The 22,566-nt window shown below is 59.8% G+C and carries 11 protein-coding genes and 1 pseudogene; 7 read left to right on the top strand and 5 right to left on the bottom strand.

Annotated elements, in window-relative coordinates; genetic code table 11:
* Positions 1–13: 13 nt before the first annotated feature.
* Positions 14–2,956 (bottom strand): lamin tail domain-containing protein, encoded by a 2,943-nt coding sequence (locus GT019_RS17735; RefSeq protein ID WP_161744528.1) that lies wholly within the window; start codon positions 2,954–2,956, stop codon positions 14–16.
* Positions 2,953–3,828, bottom strand: coding sequence for a metallophosphoesterase family protein (locus GT019_RS17740; protein ID WP_161744529.1), 876 nt, complete (start codon positions 3,826–3,828; stop codon positions 2,953–2,955). Before GT019_RS17740 ends, GT019_RS17735 begins: the two co-directional genes overlap by 4 nt.
* A gap of 248 nt (positions 3,829–4,076) precedes the next feature.
* Between GT019_RS17740 and GT019_RS17745 the strand changes: the two genes are divergently transcribed.
* Positions 4,077–5,114: a Gfo/Idh/MocA family protein gene (locus GT019_RS17745; protein WP_161744530.1), complete on the top strand. Its 1,038-nt coding sequence runs from the start codon at positions 4,077–4,079 to the stop codon at positions 5,112–5,114.
* A gap of 149 nt (positions 5,115–5,263) precedes the next feature.
* Here GT019_RS17745 and GT019_RS17750 read toward each other — a convergent pair whose 3' ends face one another.
* On the bottom strand, positions 5,264–9,379 hold the full coding sequence (locus GT019_RS17750; RefSeq protein ID WP_161744531.1) for an S-layer homology domain-containing protein: 4,116 nt from the start codon (positions 9,377–9,379) through the stop codon (positions 5,264–5,266).
* 1,128 nt (positions 9,380–10,507) lie between these two features.
* Between GT019_RS17750 and GT019_RS17755 the strand changes: the two genes are divergently transcribed.
* Positions 10,508–10,960, top strand: coding sequence for a hotdog fold thioesterase (locus GT019_RS17755; RefSeq protein ID WP_328803984.1), 453 nt, complete (start codon positions 10,508–10,510; stop codon positions 10,958–10,960).
* Positions 10,961–11,125: 165 nt separating this feature from the next.
* Here GT019_RS17755 and GT019_RS17760 read toward each other — a convergent pair whose 3' ends face one another.
* Both GT019_RS17760 and GT019_RS17765 read right to left on the bottom strand, forming a co-directional pair.
* Positions 11,126–12,355 (bottom strand): glucose-1-phosphate adenylyltransferase, encoded by a 1,230-nt coding sequence (locus GT019_RS17760; RefSeq protein ID WP_161744532.1) that lies wholly within the window; start codon positions 12,353–12,355, stop codon positions 11,126–11,128.
* A 634-nt stretch (positions 12,356–12,989) separates the two neighbouring features.
* Positions 12,990–14,735 (bottom strand): alpha-glycosidase, encoded by a 1,746-nt coding sequence (locus GT019_RS17765; RefSeq protein ID WP_161744533.1) that lies wholly within the window; start codon positions 14,733–14,735, stop codon positions 12,990–12,992.
* 261 nt (positions 14,736–14,996) lie between these two features.
* Here GT019_RS17765 and GT019_RS17770 point away from each other — a divergent pair, with 261 nt between their 5' ends.
* The 5 genes and pseudogenes from GT019_RS17770 to GT019_RS17790 form a co-directional block, all read left to right on the top strand.
* On the top strand, positions 14,997–15,332 hold the full coding sequence (locus GT019_RS17770; protein WP_328803985.1) for a general stress protein: 336 nt from the start codon (positions 14,997–14,999) through the stop codon (positions 15,330–15,332).
* A gap of 153 nt (positions 15,333–15,485) precedes the next feature.
* Complete coding sequence (locus GT019_RS17775; RefSeq protein ID WP_161744534.1) at positions 15,486–19,220, top strand: response regulator; 3,735 nt, start codon at positions 15,486–15,488, stop codon at positions 19,218–19,220.
* A gap of 25 nt (positions 19,221–19,245) precedes the next feature.
* Positions 19,246–20,097 (top strand): CheR family methyltransferase, encoded by an 852-nt coding sequence (locus GT019_RS17780; RefSeq protein ID WP_407945088.1) that lies wholly within the window; start codon positions 19,246–19,248, stop codon positions 20,095–20,097.
* 100 nt (positions 20,098–20,197) lie between these two features.
* A pseudogene (locus GT019_RS17785) lies at positions 20,198–20,665 on the top strand (response regulator); the annotation flags it as partial.
* 72 nt (positions 20,666–20,737) lie between these two features.
* A partial coding sequence (locus GT019_RS17790; protein WP_235948529.1) for an ATP-binding protein occupies positions 20,738–22,566 on the top strand: 1,829 nt, incomplete at its 3' end.

Genomic DNA, 22,566 nt, shown 5'->3' on the forward strand with positions numbered 1-22,566 from the left:
ACACTCCTTTAGGTCATTGCGGAACCTGTCCTGTCGAGACGGTTCCGGGCGTAGGCGTCTGATGGAGCGATGCCGGCGAGCGCCGCTCCATCTCCCGTTTTACGGGATCGAAGGTCGCCGGGTAGAAATAGGCGATGCTTTGGTTTTGCGCGGCGTCGCAGCCCGTGGCCGGCACGCAGGCGTTATCGCCGATGCCGGGATTGTACCGGACGAAGGAATAGCGGTCCGTGTCCTTGTCGCCGAACGGTCCGGCGATCGCCAGGAACCGCTCCCTCGTCGCGTCCCAATCGGCTCCGGTGACGTAGACGAATTGGTTGGCGGCCAGACTCGTGCCGTAGGCGGCATTAAAATCGGCAGCGGTTTTCGACGGATCGGAGAGCAGCCAGACGATCTTGGTTCCATGCGCCGGAATCGTCATGCCTCCCCCGCGTCCGGCATCGTGCAGCGTGTATCGCAGCAGCTCGTAATTCCACGGGTCGGCGAACTCGTACCGCCAGTAATAATTGAGCTGATGCCCGCTCAGGTCGATCGCGGAGCTGCTGTTGTTGTAAAGTTCGACATAGCGGTAAGCGTTATTGCTTGAGGACGAAAGCACCGTCTCCGTAATAAGGAGCGCGCCCGGCATCGTTGCGATCGGCTTCGGAGCGCCGGTAACGGCGCTCAGCGGCGTACCCATCAGGCGGTCGATGGGATAGATGCTGGCGTAGCCCGTCATGTATTTCGGAGCGGCGTTCTCGAACGAGACGTACAGCGTGCCGTTCGCGCTGAACAGTCCTTCCGACTGCGGCGGCATCATGATCGTATTCACGAGGTTGACATGGTCCATATACCAGACAGGAACGCTGGGCGAGCCGAAGCGGCTGGTCGTCGCGTTCGGCGTTCCGTTCAGATTGATCTGGTAGACGAGCAGCTCGCTGTCCCACTCCGGGCCGTACGACTTGCTGACGATGAATTTATCGCCGGACACCTCGACGCCCTGCACTTCGTCCGGCACGGAGATGATGTAATTCGGCACGACGGCGCTCGTGCCGGGCCGCAAGCGAGTCCGGTCGACCGTGTCGGCGGCGTTCAGGCGGAAACCGGCCATCCATGCTTTGTTGACGCGTCCGTCGCGGTTCGTCATGGCATGCGCGGGATCGGTCTCGTAGTTATAGCGGCCGTATTCGCTGACCCATACGATGCCGTTATCGATGCCGACGGCGCCGGCTTTGTTCTCCAGCTCGATGGCGTCGTCGAAAATCAGCTTGTCGCCGTTGACCGCGGCGACGAAATCGGCCAGCTTGAACTGATACAAATATTTCCACGAGGTGATCCAACCGTTGGTCGTACTGAGCGCGACGCCCGCGGCATGCTCCGTATAAGCCGTGGCGGGGTCCTTGTACAGCCGGACGTACTTCACGAGCTGACCCGTTGCTTTATCGACCGCGGCCAGGATGCTTGGCGCCCCTTTGTCGCTGTAGTACGACAGCAGGATCCAGTCCTTGGCGGCGTAATAATCGGCGCCCTGCACGATGTAATCCTGATTGAGGCCCGGAATGATGGGGCCGGGCGTGCTCATCCCCAGATACTTGTCGTAGTTGACCGTATTCTTCGTAATGGCGATCGGCATGGCTTCCTGGGTGACGGGCTTCGGGGGTACCTGGCCGGTCTTGACCGCGCCGGGCGACGGGGCTTGATGGAGCGATTCCGGATTGACGCGTTTCATCTCCCTGGAAGCCGTATCGAACGAATCGGGATAAAAGTAGTCCACGCTCTGGCCTTTGTTGAAGTCGCAGTTCGTCGTGCAGGCGTTCAGCCCGGCGTCCGCATTGTAGCGGATGAAGGAATGCCGGTCGTTGACGGTGTACGGGGCGGCGGCGATCGCCATGTACCGCTGGTACGTGTAAGCCCAACCGCTATTCTGGGTATAAACGAAGGCGCTCGCGGGCAGATTCGTGCCGTAAGCGGCGTTGAAATCGGCCACGGTCTTGGTCGGGTCGGAGAGCAGCCAGATGATTTTGGTCGAGTAGGGCTGAATGTTCATATCCGTCGCCCGCCCGGCGGAAATGATATCCTCGGCCGAGGAAGCGCTGTTATTCCAAGGCTCGGAGGAGACGGCCTGATAGTAGTAGAGCAGCTTCTGTTCCGCCAGATTGATGGCTTGGCCGCTGTTATTGTACACCTCGATGTACCGATAGGGCTCGTTCGTGCCTGGCGACTGAATCATCGCTTCCGTGATGAGCAGCTTGCCCGGCGGGGCAGGTACCTGACCGGCGGATACGGCCCCCGGCGTCGGCGCCTTGTGCAGCGATTTGGACGGAATGCGTTCCATCTCGCGGCTCGTCGCATTGAAGACCGAAGGGTAGAAATAATCCACGCTTTCGCCCTTGGCGAAATCGCAGTTGACGCCTTGCGTGCATGGCGTCGTGCCGGCATCGGAATTATAGCGGATGAACGTAATGCGGTCCGCGTCCTGGCCGTAGGGCGCCTTGACGATCGCCAGATAGCGCTGGGACGCGTAAGCCCATCCGCTGCCCTGCGTATAGACGAACTGGCTGGCGTCGAGACTCGTGCCGTAAGCGGCGTTGAAGTCGGCGACGGTCTTCGTCGCGTCGGACAGCAGCCAAACGATCTTGGTGCTGTACGGATGGATGTACATATCGGTGGCCCGGCCGGCGGAGATGATGTCGGACGGGCCGGCGGCGCTGTTCGACCACGGGTTGGACGCGACGGGCTGATAATAGTACATGAGTTTGTAGTCGGCGAGGTCGATGGTGCGGTCCGTGTTATTGTAAATCTCCAAATAGCGGTACGGCTCGTTGGTGCCCGGCGATTGGATCATCGCCTCCGTGAGGAGCAGCGTCGGCGGGTTCTCGGCCGATGCGAAGGCCGAACGGGACCCGGCGATCCAGCAGGCGCCGAATACGATCAGCAAGCCGAACGCGAGGGTCCAGCGGCGAAATGCGGTTGTTGTCATGGAAGCACGCTCCTCTCAATGGGTGATTCAGGGTAAGGATAGCCGACTTCTAGATAGCGGAGCCGCACGGCGCCGTCCGCTTCCAGGGTAATCGCGTTCACGTACGATTGCCTCTCCGCGACCATCGCGACGCCGTTGACGAACGTCAGGTTCGGCGTCATGCGGCGAATTTCCGCCGCCGGATGCACATGATGATGGCCGGCAAAATAATACACGTCCTTCGCCGGACCGCTCTCCGGGCCGCCGGTCCCGACGTTCTCGGCCAGACGAACGAATTGCCGAACATGCTCCTGGTCGAAATACGCCTCCGGTCCGCCGATGCCGTTATGCGCGAACACGAAAATCACAGGCTCGGGGCAGCCGCTCATCTCCTGCTCGAGCCATGCGAACGCTTCGCGCTCGATGGTGCCAAGGCAGGATCCGGCACGGTGTTCGCCGTCTTCCCCGACGTACGTGTCGAGCAGCAGCACGCGCGCGGAGACCCCATGCCCGGCCGTCAGCGCGAAGGACCGGTTGAAACGGCTGCCCGCGACGACCGGCGCGGCCGGGCCGCGAAGCTGGTCCGCGAGCAAGTCGTACCCGTTGTCCAGATCATGATTTCCGATCATGATCGCCTTCGGGCTCCGAACGCGTTCCCAGAGGGGAAGGAAGGAAGCGAGGCTCTGTTTGCCGTCCACGATATCCCCCGTGCAGACGAACAAATCCGGCATCTCCCGATTGGCGATGTCGACCGCCTGCCGCCATTTGTCCAACGATCCGTAGTAATGTCGTTCGGCGAATACGGCTTCCGGATGTCCCGGTAGGCCGGTCACTTGGTCCCTGATATGCAAATCCGTCGTCCAATGAATCGTCAATTTCCCGCTGCCGGACATAAATGCCTCCTTCGGTTTCAAGCTGCAGATGGCCATCTGAGAGCAAGGATACCGAAGTCGAGCCGCGGATAAAACGCCGATTCGGCTAAGTCGGCGCATGATTCTGCTATTCTGGGCTTGGCGTCCGTTCGGGTGCGCGAAGCCGCCCCGCGCGCCGCTGCTTCCGACTCGTGCGGATACGGTTAATAGAGAGGCAGAGGCCTTAGCTCAGTGCTGGAGGCCGACTTCAGGGTACGGGGTGAGGACGAATGAAAATCAAAGTCGCGATTATCGGCTGCGGCTCGATCTCGGAGTTCCGCCATGCGCCGGAGTACGCGGCGAACGCGCACGCGGAGATCGCCGCTTTCTTCGATCATAATCCGGAGCGGGCGGAGCGGCTTGCCGACATGTTCGGCGGCAAGGTCGCGCCGAGCATCGACGCGATCATCGAGGATCCGGCGATCGATGCCGTCAGCGTCTGCACGTCGAACGAGACGCACGAGGAAGTGACCGTCAAGGCGCTCCGGGCCGGCAAGCACGTGCTGTGCGAGAAGCCGATCGCCATCTCGGTGGCGGGGGCGAGGGCCATGATGAAGGCCGAGGAAGAGTCGGACTGCGTGCTCATGATCGGGCACAACCAGCGTTTCTCCAAGGCGCATATCGTGGCGAGGCGCCTCGTGGCCTCCGGCGAGATCGGCAAGGTGCTGACGTTCCAGACGACCTTCGGCCACAGCGGGCCGGAGCATTGGGCGTTCGAGAAAAGCAAGGATTCGTGGTTCTTCAGCAAGGACCGGTCCGTTCTCGGAGCGGCGGGCGACCTCGGCATCCACAAGCTGGATCTGATCCGATACCTGCTGGAGGACGAGATCGCGGACATCGCGGCATTCGGCGGGGCGCTGCACAAGACCGACTCGGACGGCGAGCCGATCGCCGTCAACGACAACATGGTCTGCATCGTGAAGACGGAGGGCGGCGTGCTCGGCACCGTCTCGCTCAGCTGGACGTACTACGGCGAGGAGGACAACAGCACGACCCTGTACGGGGAGAAGGGGATCGTGAAAATATTCGCCAACGAAACCTACCCCGTGCAGGTAAAACGCAGCGACGGCACCTCCCGGCAGTACGAGATCGACGGCATCCAGACGAACGACAGCCAGACCGACAGCGGCGTCATCGACGCGTTCATCGACTGCATCCTGAAGGGCAAGAAGCCGCCGGTCAGCGCGCGCGACGGCCTCGTCTCGCTGAAGCTGATCCAGGCGGCGATGAAGGCGGCCGAGGAGCGGCGTTCCGTGCGGGTGAAGTGAGCGCGCGAGGCGGGCGAAATAGCTGTTGCCGGTTCGGAGAGGTTGTCACAAAATGTCGCAAAAAGAAGGAGCAAGCACTCGGAATACGAGCGCTTGCTCCTTCTGGCTTATTATGGACTTCATGACCCGATAGCTCGGGTCTCCGTCATTTACAAAGCTGCTTGATGCAGCAAATTGACGAGCATTTTGGCAGCTTCCGCGCGCGTCGCCAAGCCTTTCGGCTTGAATAACCCGGCATCGTCGCCATTGATCAGTCCGTTCGCGAAAGCGGCGTTCACGGCTTCCGCCGCCCATTTGCTGATATCCTTGGCGTCTTTGAAAGTCGTCGCCTGCGGAGCGGACGAAGCCGCGCCTAGCTGCTTCAAGGCATTGGCCAAAATGACCGCCATTTCTTCCCGCGAGATGGACTTATTCGGCGCGAACGCCTCGGCGCTGATCCCCTGGATGAGCTTATGCTCGTAAGCGGCCGCAACGTCCGAAGCGTACCAGGCGCCCGCAGGAACGTCCTTGAAGCCGGACGAGCCGGTCGCGGACAAGCCGAGCGCATGCACGAGCATCGCCGTGAATTCGGCGCGGGTCACCGATTTGTTCGGCGCGAACGTCGTCGTCGTGACGCCCGTTACGATTTGCTTGGCAGCGAGCTCCGCGATCGCATCATGCGCCCAATGCGAAGCGCTGACGTCCGCGAAAGTTTTGCTTACTTCTAGCACGCCGTATTTGCTGAAATGGGATACTTTCGCGACCAGCGCGCCGTTCACCCGTTCAGCCGGCACATAAGTCAAACTGCCGTCGGCCGCAATATAGTACACGTTCGCCAAGTGCTCGTCGGCATTCGCGTTCACGTTGAACGTGACCGTAATCGGCGCGTTGAACGCTGAAAGCTGTACCGGTGCGCCGCCCTTCGGCGTGATCGTCAGCTTTAAGTCATAGACCGTGCCGGCTGCCTGGACATCCGTGCCAGCTGACGGTTTGACGATGCCACTCACGTCTTTCGCGCCGACAGGCTTCAGGGTCAGGGAGAACTGCGCATCGGCCAATTGATCGTTGCTAACCAGTCCTGCTAGCTGCTTGAGCACGGCCGCCGGGATGGATACCTTGCCGTTCGAGCCTGCGAGCTCAAGCGCGTAAGATGCGGAAGCACCGCTCAGCATGCTTCCGGGAAGGACTGCCGCTTCGCTGCCTTGAATCGGCAGCGTGACGACGCCGTTCACCGGAGCGGGGATATCCTCCGGTTTGAAGGTCACGGTATTGGGCGATGCCGGCTGCTCCGTATCGGAGCCGTCGCCTCCGATTGGAATTCCCGCGCCGGGACCGCCGCCAGGTCCGCCGCCGCCGCCGGGATTGTCGCCCGGATTACTGCCGCCGGGATTGCCGTTGCCGGCGCCGACCGTGAAGGAATTCGACACGATGACTTCGTCATTCGGGCCGACCGGCATACGGTAACTGATCGTATACGTGCCGAGTTCGAATGCTTTGGTGATTTCGAAGCCGCCCGTCCATTCATATGCGACCGCTTCGAATATTTTATTTTGATGGCTGTCTTTAATCGTGACGATACCGGGGACGTCGGAATAAAAGTATCCCTTATTTAACGATATGCTGGACAATTGAAGATCGCCGCTCATCAGTTCCGGTTCGACCGCAAGTATGACCTGCCCGTCTTCCGTACGTTGCGCCACTTTCAATGAAGAGCTTGCAGCATCCACATGTCCGGTGAATGGTACGACGGTATTTTGATCCATCGGATACGAATGGCGCGATATCCAGTATAATCGCCAAGGTTCTTCTTCTGGACTATTTGTTTCGGTTACAAAGGCGAATTGCTGTTTACCCGGGCTGACGAAGGCCCTATTTCGTAGTATGGTATCGTCGCCATAGTAGAAGTAATAATTGAGACTGGACCCAGGAATCCTCGAATTAAAGGTAATGAACGGTCGACTTACATCGAGCTTCATGTTGTACATGCCGGGATCTTGAATGGTCCATTTGCCCGTGGACGCATCGACATGCACGATTCGCCTTAAATTATAGGCAGTCGAGCTGTCGTCCTGTCCATTGAAGACAATTTGATAGTCTTGTGGCTTTGCGATCACCTTTTCGACTTTGAAATGACCAGCATACCCGCTCATCGAGAAAACGGAAGCTCGGAAACCATTATCTTCGGAACCCGGAACCGAAAATTCGAACTCGGGAGAAGCCGGGCTATAATCGGTCGGCAAGTCTTTGACTTCCGGTGCCGTCGTTACGGCATCGTCGGGATAATCGATTTGCTTGAGTTCTCGGAGCTGACTGCCGGTCAATACGACCTGATTGTAATACAGAATGCTTTCCCCATTTGCGGCTTTCAAATGAAGCGCCACGTGCAGTACGTATTTCTGGGCGGCATCTAAGGTATTAGGGTCGGATATATTTAAAATGCCTTTGTATATCCATGCACTTCCTGCCGATTTCGGATCGCCCAGCTTCTGAATATCGGACTCTGTGGATTGCACATCCTCAGTTGTGTAACCTGGCGGCAACACGATTTTAATCTGTTTGTTAAAATTGTAGCCGTCATCGACAACCGATATATTAGCTTGACCGGCTAGTTTGATGACGTCATCCGGGAAGTTTTGCGCATTCAGCTTCAGCGCATAATCGCCAACCTGCAGCGGAAGATTCGCGTTTAGTTCCGTCGGCGAGAAGGCATGCAGCGGATTGCCTACGGTATGGCCCGACGAATCATACGTCTGATAGTTCAACACCGTCATCGGCTGGGCGGGTTGCTGCAAGCCTACAAGTGTACCGGCTTTTCCGTAGACGAGCCCGCCTTCCTGATCGCTCCGAACCGTCATAAGCTGCTGCTTCGCTCCGTCGACCACCGTGAACGTATCCTCCTCGGAGGTCACGCTGTCCGTTAATTTCGCGATCTCCGTAATCGTTACGTCGACCAACTTGTTTTCTTGCTCGTCCATATAATCGGTATACACCCGGCGGTTCAGTTCGCCTGCGGCGAAATATTGATTATCCGTGCGCGTATTCATGAAATTACGGCCGATATCGATCGTTGTTTCTTGATTGATCGGATTCCATTGCTTATTGAAGGTATAGCGATAACCACTGGATTCCACGTAATAAGAAGCTGAAATTTGCGATCCCTTGGTAATGAAATAGTGCTTCGCATAGTTTTCGTCTTGGCTCATGTATCCGTTGACGTCGATCTTGGCATGCTCGAGGCCGGCTGCCATTCGAAGCTCCACCGTGTCGCCGTTCAAATCGACTGCCGATACGTCGGAGTTCGAATCAATCGTTCCGCTCAACAAGTAGCCGCTGTCGCTGTTCGCGTCATACAGCTTCGTTTGCAGGGCAAGCTTGGTTCCGGATTGCACGTATAGCTCGGCTTGTCCATTGTCGCCAAACGGCGTCGGCACGGGCCAGCCCGATAACCGGTCTTGATCGTCCAAGCCGGAGACAATCAGCGAATCGCCGGGCTTCGCCAGATCGGCGGTTACCGTAACATGCTTCAAGCCGGAACCGTTCAGCCGGATTTCTTTGTCTTCGCGAGAAACGGCTTGGCGGTACACGACTTCATGCAAGCCGTTGGCCGAGGTGCCCAATACTTCGAGCTCATAGCTGCGTCCTTTGAGCAATTCGTTATAAGGGATGACAAACGAACCGTCGTTCGATTTATCCGACTCGTACGTGAGGTCGGTGTAATACTCCGTCCCGATGACTCCGTATCCTACCGAATACGGCTGTTTAACGAATAGAAGCGCTTGGCCGCCCGTCAGCGGTTGACCTGCTTCGTTTTGGGCGTGCACGACTAGACCCTTATCCTCATAATCCGGCTGTTCATTCAAGATAAACTGTTTGATCGAACCGACTTCCTGCCCAAGGCCGGAGAAAGAGAACCCCAGTGTGTACGATCCGGGTTCGAGCGGTTCTGAGGCGAAACGATAATCGACCCGCCAATCGGCTTGATCCCATTCCGCGACGGTTTGTCCCTGTTGGCTGGTGAGCTTGAGATGTAGGTTGGTCAAATCCTTATAATTGGAGTCCAAAATACGTTCCAACTGAAATTCGCCTTTGCGTACGACGATTTGCACGGCTAATTCGCTTGGGGAAACGTACAAACCCGACGATGCGATCTGTACGCCATCGAACTTCAGTTTTCTGCTTTCGGTCGCGTCGAAATTGTCGATCGTCCAATAAAAACGGCGCAGACCGCCTTCGAAATCAATATTTTGATTGGCAGTAAGGCTGTATTCCCCCTTGGTTGCAATCAATTGATCGATTCCATTTAATGAGGCTGTTGAGTCATAGATACTCAATCCAATACCGCTCAAGCCCTCTGGCAACGAAGTGACCGAGGCGGCGGCTATGTCCTGGTCGGTAAATTCCAATGCGGTTCCGGAAGAAACACTGAATTTCTTATCCAATACATAACCGATGCGATTTTTCACGCCGGAAAATATCAACTCAAGCTGGCCCGGCTTCGTCAGAAGAGACAAATCGGACGGATTCTCAATGTCGGCATTCACGGCATAATCGCCGTTAACGACCTTAAGCGCCGCAGTTGACGAATCTGAAAGCGTGGTTAGATGAATCGGCACTTCTACGGCATTCGCGTCAATCGTCCACGAGCTTAGACCGGTTAGCTGTTCGATGGTCATGGTTTTCGTATCGATGTAGACCAGCGACTTTCCAGTCGACGCCTGATTATAGGATGCCGCTAATGTAATCGTAACAGGCGAAGATGGGAGGTTCCCATATAAGTCGGCTTGTATCTGCCCGTTAATAATTAAAACGGGCAAGTGAGTCGTGTATCCATTTGCGCTTTTATAATTGATATCGCCATAATTAAGAAATGCGATCTGATATCCATCGATCGGAGCCAATGGAATTTGCTTAGATAGCGCAACAGTTCCTGCATTTGCTCCCGTATCAACCTGCTCCGGATCACCGGGCAATGGAAGCCCCTCGCCGCCGGGCAATGGAAGCTCCTGCCCGCCAGTATCGTTCGCGGCCTGCTCCTGTCCGGCTGCCGCAGGCTGCCCGTCCCCGGCCTCCGCGTACGAATGCGCCGGCACGAAAAGCGCAAATAGTAGTGCAAAACTAATAAAGCCCGCCAACCAACGTCTTAACATTAAGCTTTTCCTCCGTTGTATGTATAGAATAGGTAAAAAGAAGCACGTTGAATTATAGCATCACGACTATGCTAAGTTTGTCGGTTGATGTCGATTAATGAATTCTTTACAATTCTTTTACAGACAGACGCAATTCAGCAGATTTCGGCGGCCGGTTTGCGGTTATGCTGGAGAGAGGAAAATCCGCCGCATGGCGGCATGAAGCTCACTGTCGTTCCATACGATGAAATAACCGTGAAACTAGCCTATTAGAAGGAGGGACGAGACATGATCGTCGCCCAAGACGTTCTGGACTTGCACCGAATGACCCATGAAGCGTTTGCGGCATGGATGAAGGAAAAGGCCGCCAGCTCCGTCATCGGCCTCATGGGTATCGAATTCGCGGAGCTGGCCATGGACCGCGTCGTGCTCGAGATGCCCGTGGGCCCGAACGTACATCAGCCGGCCGGCATCCTGCACGGCGGCGTGTCCGTGCTCTTGGCCGAGACCGCGGCGTCCATCGCGTCGGAGCTCAATATCGATTCGTCGAAGTACGCGGCGGTGGGGCTGGAGATCAACGCCAACCATTTGCGTCCAAAGACAACCGGCCGTCTCGCCGCCGTGGCGACCGCGCTGCACCGGGGGCGGAAGACGATGGTGTGGGACATTCGGATCTCCGACGAAGCCGGCAAGCTCGTTTGCATCTCCCGCTGCACGGTGGCGATCGTCGAAAAACAGTGATCGAACGACTAAACACGAAAAACGCAAGAAAGCCCGAGCAAGGGACGCGCAGCCATCCCCGTTCGGGCTTTCTTGCGTATGGATAGTCCCGTTCGCCGCCCGCTTGCCCGGCTTGGAGCCGCGGCGCGTGCGGCGAATCGGTCGTTAGTTGCTTATGGATAGGCATTAGACCTTGTCGTAGGCGATTCCGGCCGAAGCGGGCGTCTCCCGATCGTACATCGACTGCGGCAGCCGGTCCGGCTTGACGACGAAGCGCGGATGCGCCGTGACGCGTTCGCCCGGGGCGATGACGGTGACCTCGCCGTTCAGGCTGCCGATGACCGCGCCGTCCTCGACGATCGCGCCTTCGCCGATAATGGCACGGGAGAGCTGCACGTCCCGGCCGATGCGAACGCCCGGCATGAGGATGCTTTCGCGAATGTCCGCGCCTTCGTCGACTGCGACGTCGCCGAATACGATGCTGCGGTCCAAGTCGCCTTTGATCGAGCTGCCGTGGTGCACGTACGAGCTCTGAACGTCCGCGTTCGGACAGAGATAGGTGCGCATGGCGCTGCTTTGGCTGCGGGAGAGAATCGGCCAAGGTTTGGCCTTCGTCTCGGCCTCCGCGTCCAGCTCGCCGTCGATGAGATCCATATGCGCTTCCCACAGGCTCTCCACGGTGCCGACGTCGCGCCAGTAGCCGTCAAACGAATGCGCCAGCAGGGGCGTGCCATCCTTCAGCATGCGCGGAATGATGTCCTTGCCGAAATCATGGCTCGAGGCCGGATTCCGGCGGTCCGCCAGGAGCGCATCCCGCAGGACCGCCCATTTGAAAATATAAATGCCCATGGAAGCCAGGTTGCTTTTCGGCTTCGCGGGTTTTTCCGCGAAATCCCGGATCATCCGCCGCTCATCCGTCATCATGATGCCGAAGCGGCTGGCCTCGCGCCACGGCACGCGCTTGACCGCGATCGTGGCCGCCGCGCCGCCGGCGATATGATCCTGCAGCATGGTGCGGTAATCCATCCGGTAGATATGGTCGCCCGACAGGATAAGCACGTGCTCGGGCGATTGCTCGTCGATGAAGCCGATATTTTGGTAAATCGCATCGGCCGTTCCCAGATAGCCGGTCTCGCCGTCGCTGCCCGAAGGCAGCAGCGTGATGTTCGCCGATTGTCCGTTCGCCCGCCAAGAGGAACCGTCCCCGATATGCGCATGAAGCGAATCCGCCATGTACTGCGTCAACACCCCGACCGTGCCGATGCCGGAATTGATGCAGTTGCTGAGCGTGTAGTCGATGATGCGGCAGTTGCCGCCGAAAGGCACGGCCGGCTTTGCCATGGACGCCGTCAGCGGCGCCAGCCTCCGCCCCTCTCCACCGGCTAACAGCATTGCGACACAAGCATTCGAATTCATTTCGTTTCCTCCCCGAAGTCCGTTGTACTAGTTAATACACGCGGCAAAATAGGATGAAACGCCCAAAAAAATTTCCTCCGGCGCGGGAAAAAGCGGCGCTTCAAGCGGCAAAAGGACGGGTATATACCCGCGATTTTTTGCGGCCGACGCATGTCCGGGACTGTCGGTGGGAGAGGGGGGCGCCCAACGCGAAAATGAACGTACCGCTTCCGCGCGGTTCAAGGGTACGTTCGGTTTGGCGAGAGGCATCCTGGGCACCTCGTACCCGCACGATGCATGCGGACAAACGCTGCGATTACGCTTGGAGTACTGCGCCCAGTAAAGTATATGAGCCGACCTGTGCGTAAATTAACCGGAATGCGTCCATCACGCGGAAAAATCTGTTTTACCCGCTTTTGAACGCCGAATTCGCCTATTAACTGGGATTTTTTATAAACTTGCTTGTCCTGGCGCAATGTCGCGACCCCGTCAGGATGGTCCGGCGACAACCCAAAACAAGCGCTCGTCCCCGCGTGCCTTCGCTCGGTAACCTGGAAGGGCAGCCGGCGCGCTGCCCCTTTCCTTTGCCGTTCCGGTGCGCAAACGCTTGCTCCGCGTCCATTCACGCGACTCGTCCGGAAATTCCCGGCCGGGTTCACAGCTCCCGCCGCAAGATCCGGTATCCGTACGGGTCGAGCTCCACCTGCTGCACGCCGTCCTTCGCCGGCGCATGGTCGCCGGTCAGGGCGTCATGCCAATCGTTCGTGTCCATGGCATGCTCCAGCACGGTCCGTTCGCCCGTCGGATTCATCCAGACGGTGAAATGCTCGCCCTCCCCCAGCCGTTCGTAGATGATCCGCGCGTCGCCGCCGTCCGCCTTCAGGAAGCGGAACCGGCCGCTCAGCAGCGCGGGATGCGACTTGCGCAGGCCGATGAGCAGCTTGTAGAAATCGTACAGCTCGCGGTCCTGCTTTCCTTCGTCCCATTCCATGCAGGGGCGGCAGTCGGGATCGTTGCCGCCTTGCAGCCCGATCTCGTCGCCGTAGAAGACGCAGGGCGTGCCGATGTAGGTCATCAGGAAGACGACCGCCAGCTTCAGCTTCAGCTTGTTGCCGCCCGCGCGCGTCAGCACCCGCGGGGTATCGTGGCTCGACAGCAGGTTGAAGATGACCTCGTTCGTCCCCTGCGGATAGCGCATGAGCAGATGGTTCATGCCCTCCGCGAACGTCCGGCCGTCGAGGCCCTCGCCCGTGAAGAAGCCGAGCACCTTGTCCGCGAACGGGTAGTTCATGACGGAGTCGAATTGGTCGCCGAGCAGCCAGGCGCGCGAATCGTTCCATACTTCGCCGATGATGTACGCATCCGGCTTCGCGTCCTTGACGGCTTGGCGGAAGGCGCGCCAGAAATGGTGATCGACCTCGTTCGCCACGTCGAGCCGCCAGCCGTCGATGTCCGTCTCGCGGATCCAGTAGGTCGCGACGTCGAGCAGGTACTGCTTCGCCTCGGGGTTCGCCGTGTTCAGCTTCGGCATCTGGCCGTAGAAGCCGAACGTATCGTAGGTCGCGATGCCGTCCTTCACCTCCGCGGGAAACGTCCGCACGTGAAACCAGTCCGCGTATTTCGATTGCTCGCCGTGCTTCAGCACGTCCTGGAAAGGCGGGAAATGTTCGCTCGTATGGTTGAACACGGCGTCGAGCACGACCTTGATCCCGCGGTCGTGGCAATCGCGGACGAGCTTCTTGAGCATCGCCTTGTCGCCGAAATGCGCATCGATCTTCATGTAATCGACGGTGTCGTATTTGTGATAGGAGGGCGATTGGAAGATTGGGGTCAGATAGACCGCCGTCACGCCGAGGTCGGTCAAATGGTCGAGATGGTCCGCGATGCCCTTCAGATCGCCGCCGAAGCTGCTTTCCCAGGTCGACTGTCCGCCCCATTCCGCCTTGTTCTCCGGGTCCCGGGAAGGATCGCCGTCGGCGAAGCGATCGGGCATGATCTGATAGAATACCGCCGATTTGGCCCATTCCGGCGCGGCGAACAGATCGATTTCGTGTATGTACGGAAATTCGTAATAACCGGCGACGGGCTGCGGCTGATCCGAGCAGATGCCGTCCTCCGTCAGATAAACGGTCTCCTCGCCTTGGCGCAAGCGGAAAATATACGAGAAGCGCTTGTATTTCGGCTTCACCGCGGCTTCCCAATAATCGAAGAACCGGTCGGTCGCGATTTTGAGCATCGGCAGTTCTTCGTTGATGCTGTCCCAATCGTACTTGTCTCCCGCGATGGCCGTGACTTCTTCCACGTCGTCGCGTTTGGTCTGCACGCGCAGATGAATGGTATCCATATCGTAGGCGTACGCCCAGTTGCTGCGGGGCGAGTGGTGAAAACATTCCTGAAACATAAGCTTCATCTCCTTCGGGGTGATCGGGCAGGACGCGGGCGTCGCCGCCCGGCAGTCTATCCTCATATACACGAAGAGACGAAACCGTGAATCCGCTTCGTTCCGGGCGCAGCCCGCATAGGTCCGCATAGGTCCGCATAGGCCGAAAGCCTCCCGCATCCGCGTTCTTTCCGGACGCGGTTTGTTTCATTCCGCCCGGCCCGGGGTAAATTCAGACTAGCCTCACCTGGCAAATCCATTTGGAAAGCGGAGGGATTGACTATGCAACAGATGAAACCGAGCGTTCAAATTGTACCGACGGCGATGGATGCGCTGCATACCGTTCAAGAGCTGAACCGGCGTGGATACAGGCAGGAAAACATTTTCGTCCTGGCGCACGACAGCAGCCAGACCAAATCGTTGTCCGAGGCGGCGGACGCCAACGAAATCGGCTTGAAAGAAGAAGGCATGTTCACCGCAATGGCGAATGTATTCAAATCGCGGGGCGACGAGATTCGCTCCAAGCTGACTTCCATCGGATTGTCCGACGTGGAAGCGGAACGTTACGAAGAGGAGCTTGATCGCGGCCGTGTACTCGTTATTACCAACGTCCATTAACCAACGCAGCACGGACTCATCGATTTTCGACAACGATCGATAGCGAGAAGGTCGCCGTCCCCCGGGACGCGCGGCCTGTTCGCATGTTGACATACAGGGGCTCCGCTTGGGCGGGGCGCCGGGCAAAGGGGAAATAAATGTGGGTTGTGTCTCATGAAAACGAAAACCAAACTAACGATCAGCTTCGTCGTGCTGATGGTCGTCCTGATCTTCATCTCAGTCGTCAGCCTGAACAACAGCTCGGTACTGGGCGGCAAATTGAACGAGGTGTACGGCAACCGCTATCAGAAGCTGATGGCCGCCTACGATATGCGCAGCTCCGTCAACAACATCGCGAAAGGGCTCGCAAACGTGCTCACCGTGCCGACCGCGGAGAATCTGGCCAAGAACGACGCGCTGCTTACCGACGAGCCGAAGAAGACGCGGGAGGATTTCGAAGAGCTGAAGCGTTTGTCCGCCGACGAAGCGGAATCCGCGACGCTGAACGAGCTGAGCCGCAGCATCGCCCGGTACGTCCGGTATTCGGATGACGTGAAGCGCCTGATCGCGGAAGGGCACGGCGCCGAAGCGGTCGCTTTGCGGGAGAAGGAAGGCTTGAGCGCGCAGGAGGACACGATCAACCTGATCGACGATCTGACCGCGTTCCATCGCAGCGCGACGGACGCAGCGGTCAAATCTGCGGAAGAGGCCAACCGCAGTACCCGGATGCTCATGGTCGCGACGATGGCCGCGGGCATGCTGATCGGCATCGGCACGATGCTGTGGAACATTGCCGGCCTGACGCGCAGTCTGAACCGGTTGACCGACATGATCGGCGCTTATGCGCGCGGGATCAGCGATCCCGCCCTGCGCCGGCGCGCGGAGACCGGCGACGAATTCGGCAGCGTGGCCAAAGCGTTCTTCTCCCTCGCAGACGACCTGGAGCGGAAGACGGAAGCGGAGCAGCGCTATAATCGGAAGGTCGAGGACGAAGCATGGGTAAAATCCAACTTTGCCTCCATCGCGGTCACGATACAGGACGCCGCGGAGCTCGGCCAGCTCGGGGCCGCGTTCATGGAGCGGGTCGTGCCGCTCGTCGGCGCGGCATACGGCGGGCTGTACGTTCGGGAAGGGTTCGGCGAGGACAACCGGCTGGGCTTGTACGGCGCCTATGCGCCGACGGACGACGCGGCATTCGACCGGCAGTTCCGCTTGGGCGAGGGGCTAGTCGGGCAATGCGCCGGCAGCGGGCAGCCGATCGAGCTGACGGAGCTGCCGCCCGCGTACGTCCGGATTCGTTCCGGGCTCGGCGAGACGGAGCCGCGATCGCTGCTCCTCCTCCCGGTCGCTTACCAGAACAGACAGCTGGCCGTCATCGAGCTGGCCTCGCTATCGCCGGTCGGCGGCCGGGAACGGGAGCTGCTGCAAGAGCTCGCCGAAGGGCTTGGCGTCCTGCTGAACAACCTGTTCGGCCGGCTTCGGATCGAGGAGCTGCTGCGGGAATCCCAGGCGCTCGGCGAAGAGCTGCAGGCGCAGTCGGAGGAGCTCGTCTCGCAGCAGGAAGAACTGCGCCGCTCCAACGGCCAATTGGAGGAGCAGACCCGATCGCTCAAGAAGTCCGAGGAACTGCTGCAGAGCCAGCAGGAAGAGCTCGAGCAGACGAACGAGGAGCTGCTGCAGAAGACGCATTTGCTGGAGAAGCAGATGCGCGAGACGGAGCGGAAGAACGAACAGATCGAACGGACGAAGTCGGCGCTGGAGCAGCAGACCGTGCAGCTGGCGATGTCGTCCAAATACAAATCCGAATTTCTCGCCAACATGTCGCACGAGCTGCGCACGCCGCTCAACAGCCTGCTGATCCTGTCCCAGATGCTGATGGACAACAAGGACGGCAACTTGACCGGCAAGCAGATCGAATTCGCGACGACGATTCATTCGTCCGGCGGGGACCTGCTGAAGCTGATCGACGAAATTTTGGATTTATCCAAGATCGGCGCGGGCAAAATGAGTTTGGTCACCGAGCATGTGAAGCTCTCCGAGCTGATGCTGACGCTGCGCCGCAGCTTTGGGCCGATGAGCCAGCAGAAGGGGCTGGCCTTCGAATTAACGATCGAGCAGGATGTCCCCGAGGGCCTGTATTCCGACAGCCATCGGGTCAAGCAGGTCCTGAAGAACCTGCTGTCGAATGCCTTCAAATTCACGCATCGGGGGACGGTCGGCCTGACGGTCCGGAACGCGCGGCCGGACGAAACGCAGGCCGCGCCGGAGAGCGGCCGCATGCTCGCCTTCGAAGTGCGGGACACCGGCATCGGCATTCCGGCGGAGAAGCAGCAGCTCGTCTTCGAAGCGTTCCAGCAGGTGGACGGCACGACGAGCCGCATCTACGGCGGCACGGGGCTCGGCCTTGCCATCAGCCGCGAGCTGGCCGGCCTGCTCGGCGGGACGATCGCGCTGGCAAGCCGCGAAGGCGAGGGCAGCACGTTCACGCTGTACCTGCCCGAGTATTACGTGGCGCCTGCGGCCGGCAGCAGCGCCGCCCATGCGGCGGAGGACGCCAAGCTCGGCGAGCAGGCTGTGCAGGCCGCCATGCTTGTCGCGCCGGCGCGGCATGACGCGAGCTCGGCCGTCCTGGAAGCCGCGCCTGGAGCGGCGGCGCCGAAGAAGCCGGGGAGCGACGCTGCCCGCATGCCGATCCAAGCGGCGATCGAGGACGATCGGGACGCGATCGGCCCGGAGGATCGCGTCGTGCTCATCATCGAGGACGACGGGCCGTTCGCCCGCGTTCTGCTGGAGATGGCGCGCTCGCGCGGCTTCAAGGGCATCGTGGCGATGCAGGGCGACGCGGGCCTCAGCGACGCGCGGACCTTCAAGCCGGACGCCGTGCTGCTCGACATCATGCTGCCGGTCATGGACGGCTGGTCCGTCCTTCATCACCTGAAGCACGACGCCGACACGCGCCATATTCCGGTGCATGTCATCTCCGTCATGGAAGAAGTGCAGCAAGGGCTGTCCATGGGCGCGATCGCGTACCTGCGCAAGCCCGCGGACAAGGAGCGGCTGGATAGGCTGTTCCAGCAGATCGAATCGTTCCTCGCGCGCGATCTCAAATACGTGCTCGTCGTCGAGGACGACGCCGCCCAGCGGACCGGCATCATCGAGCTGGTCGGGGACGACGACGTCGTCGTGAAGGCCGTGTCTTCGGGCGCCGAAGCCATGGAGGAGCTGGAGAGCCGGCACTACGACTGCATGGTGCTCGATCTCGGACTGCCGGACATCTCCGGCTTCGACCTGCTGGATGCCATCCGCCGGAGCGAGAAGCTGCGCGAGCTGCCGATCATCATTTACACCGGCCGCGAGCTCGACAAGAAGGAAGAGATCCAGCTCAAGAAGTATGCCGAGACGATCATCATCAAGGACGTCAAGTCGCCGGAGCGGCTGCTGGACGAGACGACCTTGTTCCTGCACCGCGTCGTGGCGGACCTGCCGGAGGAGAAACGAAGCGTGCTGCGGAGGCTGCACAGCGTGGAGACGATTTTCGCGGGCAAAACGATCCTGATCGTGGACGACGACATCCGCAACGTATTCGCCCTCTCGAGCGCGCTCGAAGGATACGAGATGAACATTCATTTCGCCGAGAACGGGCGGGAAGCGCTGGAGCAGCTGGAACAGCATCCCGAGACCCAGCTGATCCTGATGGACATGATGATGCCGGAGATGGACGGGTACGAGACGATGCGGCATGTCCGCGCGATACCGGCGTTCGAACGGCTGCCGATAATCGCGGTCACGGCGAAGGCCATGAAAGAAGACCGGGACAAATGCATCGAAGCCGGCGCCTCCGATTATATCGCGAAGCCGGTGAACATCGATCAGCTCCTGTCCTTGATGAGGGTGTGGTTATATCAATAACGAAACGGCGAGTGAAGAGGACATCATGATGCAGGGCGACGAAGAAATGAACAAGGCCGGCGAGCGCGAGCAGATCGAGATCGCGCTGCTGCTCGAAGGGCTGTACCAGCTGTACGGGTACGATTTTCGCAATTACGCGGCTTCCTCCGTCCGCCGGCGCATCTGGCACCGGGTGAACGCGGAACGGCTGCCGACGATCACGGCGCTGACGGAGCGGATGCTGCACGACCGGAGCGTCATGAACCGGCTGCTTGCCGACCTGACGATCCACGTGACGGAGATGTTCCGGGACCCGCAGGTATTCCGCTCGTTCCGCGAGCGGGTCGTGCCGCTGCTGCGGACGTATCCGTTCATCCGCATCTGGCACGCGGGCTGCTCCACCGGCGAGGAAGTGTACTCCATGGCCATCCTGCTGAAGGAAGAAGGCTTGTACGACAAAACGCGGATCTACGCGACGGACATGAACGAGCGCGTGCTGGAGACGGCGCGCGAGGGCGTGTTCCCGCTGGAGCGGATGCAGACGTTCACGCGCAATTACATCGAAGCGGGCGGCAAAGAGTCGTTCAGCAACTACTATACGGCGAAGTACGATTCGGTGCTGTTCCAGAGCGAGCTCAAACGCAATATCGTGTTCGCGCAGCACAACCTGGTGACGGACCGTTCATTTAACGAATTCAACGTCATTTTCTGCCGCAACGTCATGATCTATTTCAACAAAGAGCTGCAGAACCACGTGCACGGCCTGCTCTTCGACAGCCTCAGCACGTTCGGGGTGCTGGCGCTCGGGACGAAGGAGTCCATCAATTTCACGCGGTACGCCGATTCGTACGAGGAACTGGACGCGCACAGCCGGCTGTACCGCAAAATCAAATCGTAACCGACGCGGCGCGGCCGAAGGCGTCGCAGGCAAGTCACGGGGCTGGACAAGGCGCAACATCGGTTTTCCGAACCAAGGGGAAGGTGAAGAAGCAGTTATGATCGCTTATGATGGACCGGTTAACATATTGTTGGTGGACGACCACCCGGATAATTTGCTGGCGCTGGAGGCAGTGCTCGGGGATTTGAACTGCAAGCTGGTCAAATGCCTCTCGGGCGCCGAGGCGCTGCGCTGCCTGCTCAAGGACGAATTCGCGGTCATCCTGCTCGACGTGCAGATGCCCGAGATGGACGGCTTCGAGACGGCCAGGCTGATCAAGTCGCGGAAGAAAACGCAGGAAACGCCGATCATCTTCATCTCGGCGACGAGCAAGGAAGCGGAGCATTTCTTCACGGGCTACGAGGCCGGCGCGATCGACTACATGCTGAAGCCGTTCGTGCCGCAGATCCTGAAGGCCAAGATCGAAGGGTTCGTGCGGCTGTACGTGGGCAACAAGACGCTTCAGCTGCAGGCGGAGCTGCTGCAGCGGCAGACGGCGGAGCTGGAGCGCAGCAACCGGGAGCTGATGCGCACGACCTACCAGCTGACGAAGACGCAGGCGCTGACGCGCGCCATTCAAGAGACGAGCACGGATACGATGATGACCTTCGACGAGCACGGAAGCATCCTGACGGTCAACCCGGCGGTCGCGGCGATGTTCGGCTACCGCGAGGAAGAGGTGCTGGGCTTGCCCGTGTCGCTGCTCATCCCCAGCTTCGAGAGCGGCGCGTTCCGGCATTCGGAGGCGGGAGCCGGAGCGGGAATCGCCGACGGGCCGGGTGGCTCGAGCCGGCGGCCGACGGGACAGTCGGAATCAACGGGGCAGTCGGAAATGCGGCAGCGCGAACTCATGGGGCAGGGCGAGTTAACGGAGCAGACCGAATTGGCCGCCCTGCAGGACCTCGGAGGGCACATCCCGGGAGGGGAGGGATCCGCCGCCGGCGGGGCTTCCCGGTCCGTGCCGCGCGCGGAAGAAAAGGCACGAGCCTTGTCCGCACAGCCTATGCCGGCGGGTGACTGGTTCTTCCCGCGGCCCGGTCAATCCGGGACGGTTGCCCTGACTAGCAACAAGGCGGAAGGGCCGGTGAATTTCGATTCGCTTCCGGGCGAACGGATGCAGCTGAATCCCCGTCGCAAGGACGGAAGTACTTTTCCGGCGGAGATCCAGATCGGCGTCGCCGTTGTCGACGAGGAAAGGATCTACGCGTGCACGGTCAGCGACATGACCGAGCGCGTTCGATTCGAGCGCGAGCTGATGGCCGCCAAGGAAACGGCGGAGGTCGCGGCGCGGGCGAAGACGAATTTCCTCACGATGGTGAGCCACGAGATCCGTACGCCGATGAACGGCGTGCTCGGCATGACGGGCCTGCTGCTCGATACGGAGCTGGACGGCGCGCAGCGCGAATACGCCGAGATCATCCGCAAGAGCGGCGAAGCCCTGCTGTCGGTCATCAACGACATCCTGGATTACGCCAAGATCGAATCCGGCAAGCTCGAGGTGGAGCAGCTGCCGTTCAAGCTGCCGCTGCTCATCGCCGAAACCTTCGACCTGTTCACGGCCCGGTCGATGCAAAGCCGCCTCGCTTTGACCTACGAGCCGGATCCCGCGCTGCCGGAGGTGCTGGTCGGCGACGAGATCAAGCTGCGCCAGGTGCTGGTCAATCTCGTCGGCAATGCCTTCAAGTTCACGCCCGAGGGCAGCATAACCGTCGCCTCGCGGCTGCTGTCTTCAAGCGGGCAGACGGCGTTGATCGAATTCGTCGTGTCGGATTCCGGCGTCGGCATACCCGAGGATAAGCTGCCGCTCCTGTTCCAGCCGTTCTCCCAGGTCGATACGTCGCTCACGCGGCAGTACGAGGGCACGGGACTCGGCCTGGCCATTTGCAAAAATCTCGTGGAGCTGATGGGCGGCTCCATCGGCGTCGTATCCGCTCTGGGCAAAGGCACGACGTTCCGGTTTACCGTGCAGCTGGGCACTTGGCTGACGGGACGGGACGAATCCGCCGCGCAATCGTACCGGGCGGAGGCGCAGGCGAAGCTGCCGGTTGCCGGAAGCTTCGCCGCGTCCGCCGCGAAGGGCACGGCGTATAACGCGATGGCGTCTGCGGACCCTGCCGCCGCTAAGGATACAGCCGCCGGGGAACGCGAGGCGGGTAATCGCCGATTTGCCGCGGACGGCGTGGCTCTTGGCACGCTCGAGGCGAGAGATCCGGCCGCGAAGGATATCGCGGCCGGAGAGCGGGGAGCGGGTGATCGACATATTGCTGCGGACGGCGTGGCGCTTAATGCGAGCACGGCGAAAGATTCGGCTGGAAAAGATATCGCCACCGGAGAGCGTGACGCAGGTGATCACCTAATGGCCGCGGACGGCGTGGCGCTTAATGAATGCGCGGCGAAAAATTCGGCCGCGAAAGATACCGCCACCGGAGA

It is taken from the genome of Paenibacillus glycinis, assembly GCF_009909185.1.
GTDB classification, from domain to species: domain Bacteria; phylum Bacillota; class Bacilli; order Paenibacillales; family Paenibacillaceae; genus Paenibacillus_Z; species Paenibacillus_Z glycinis.

Excerpts from the sequence above, each read along its gene's own strand:
- GT019_RS17735 (WP_161744528.1), bottom strand. The coding sequence starts at position 2,956 with ATGACAACAACCGCATTTCGCCGCTGGACCCTCGCGTTCGGCTTGCTG.
- GT019_RS17740 (WP_161744529.1), bottom strand. The coding sequence starts at position 3,828 with ATGTCCGGCAGCGGGAAATTGACGATTCATTGGACGACGGATTTGCAT.
- GT019_RS17745 (WP_161744530.1), top strand. The coding sequence starts at position 4,077 with ATGAAAATCAAAGTCGCGATTATCGGCTGCGGCTCGATCTCGGAGTTC.
- GT019_RS17755 (WP_328803984.1), top strand. The coding sequence starts at position 10,508 with ATGATCGTCGCCCAAGACGTTCTGGACTTGCACCGAATGACCCATGAA.
- GT019_RS17760 (WP_161744532.1), bottom strand. The coding sequence starts at position 12,355 with ATGAATTCGAATGCTTGTGTCGCAATGCTGTTAGCCGGTGGAGAGGGG.
- GT019_RS17765 (WP_161744533.1), bottom strand. The coding sequence starts at position 14,735 with ATGTTTCAGGAATGTTTTCACCACTCGCCCCGCAGCAACTGGGCGTAC.
- GT019_RS17770 (WP_328803985.1), top strand. The coding sequence starts at position 14,997 with ATGCAACAGATGAAACCGAGCGTTCAAATTGTACCGACGGCGATGGAT.
- GT019_RS17775 (WP_161744534.1), top strand. The coding sequence starts at position 15,486 with ATGAAAACGAAAACCAAACTAACGATCAGCTTCGTCGTGCTGATGGTC.
- GT019_RS17780 (WP_407945088.1), top strand. The coding sequence starts at position 19,246 with ATGATGCAGGGCGACGAAGAAATGAACAAGGCCGGCGAGCGCGAGCAG.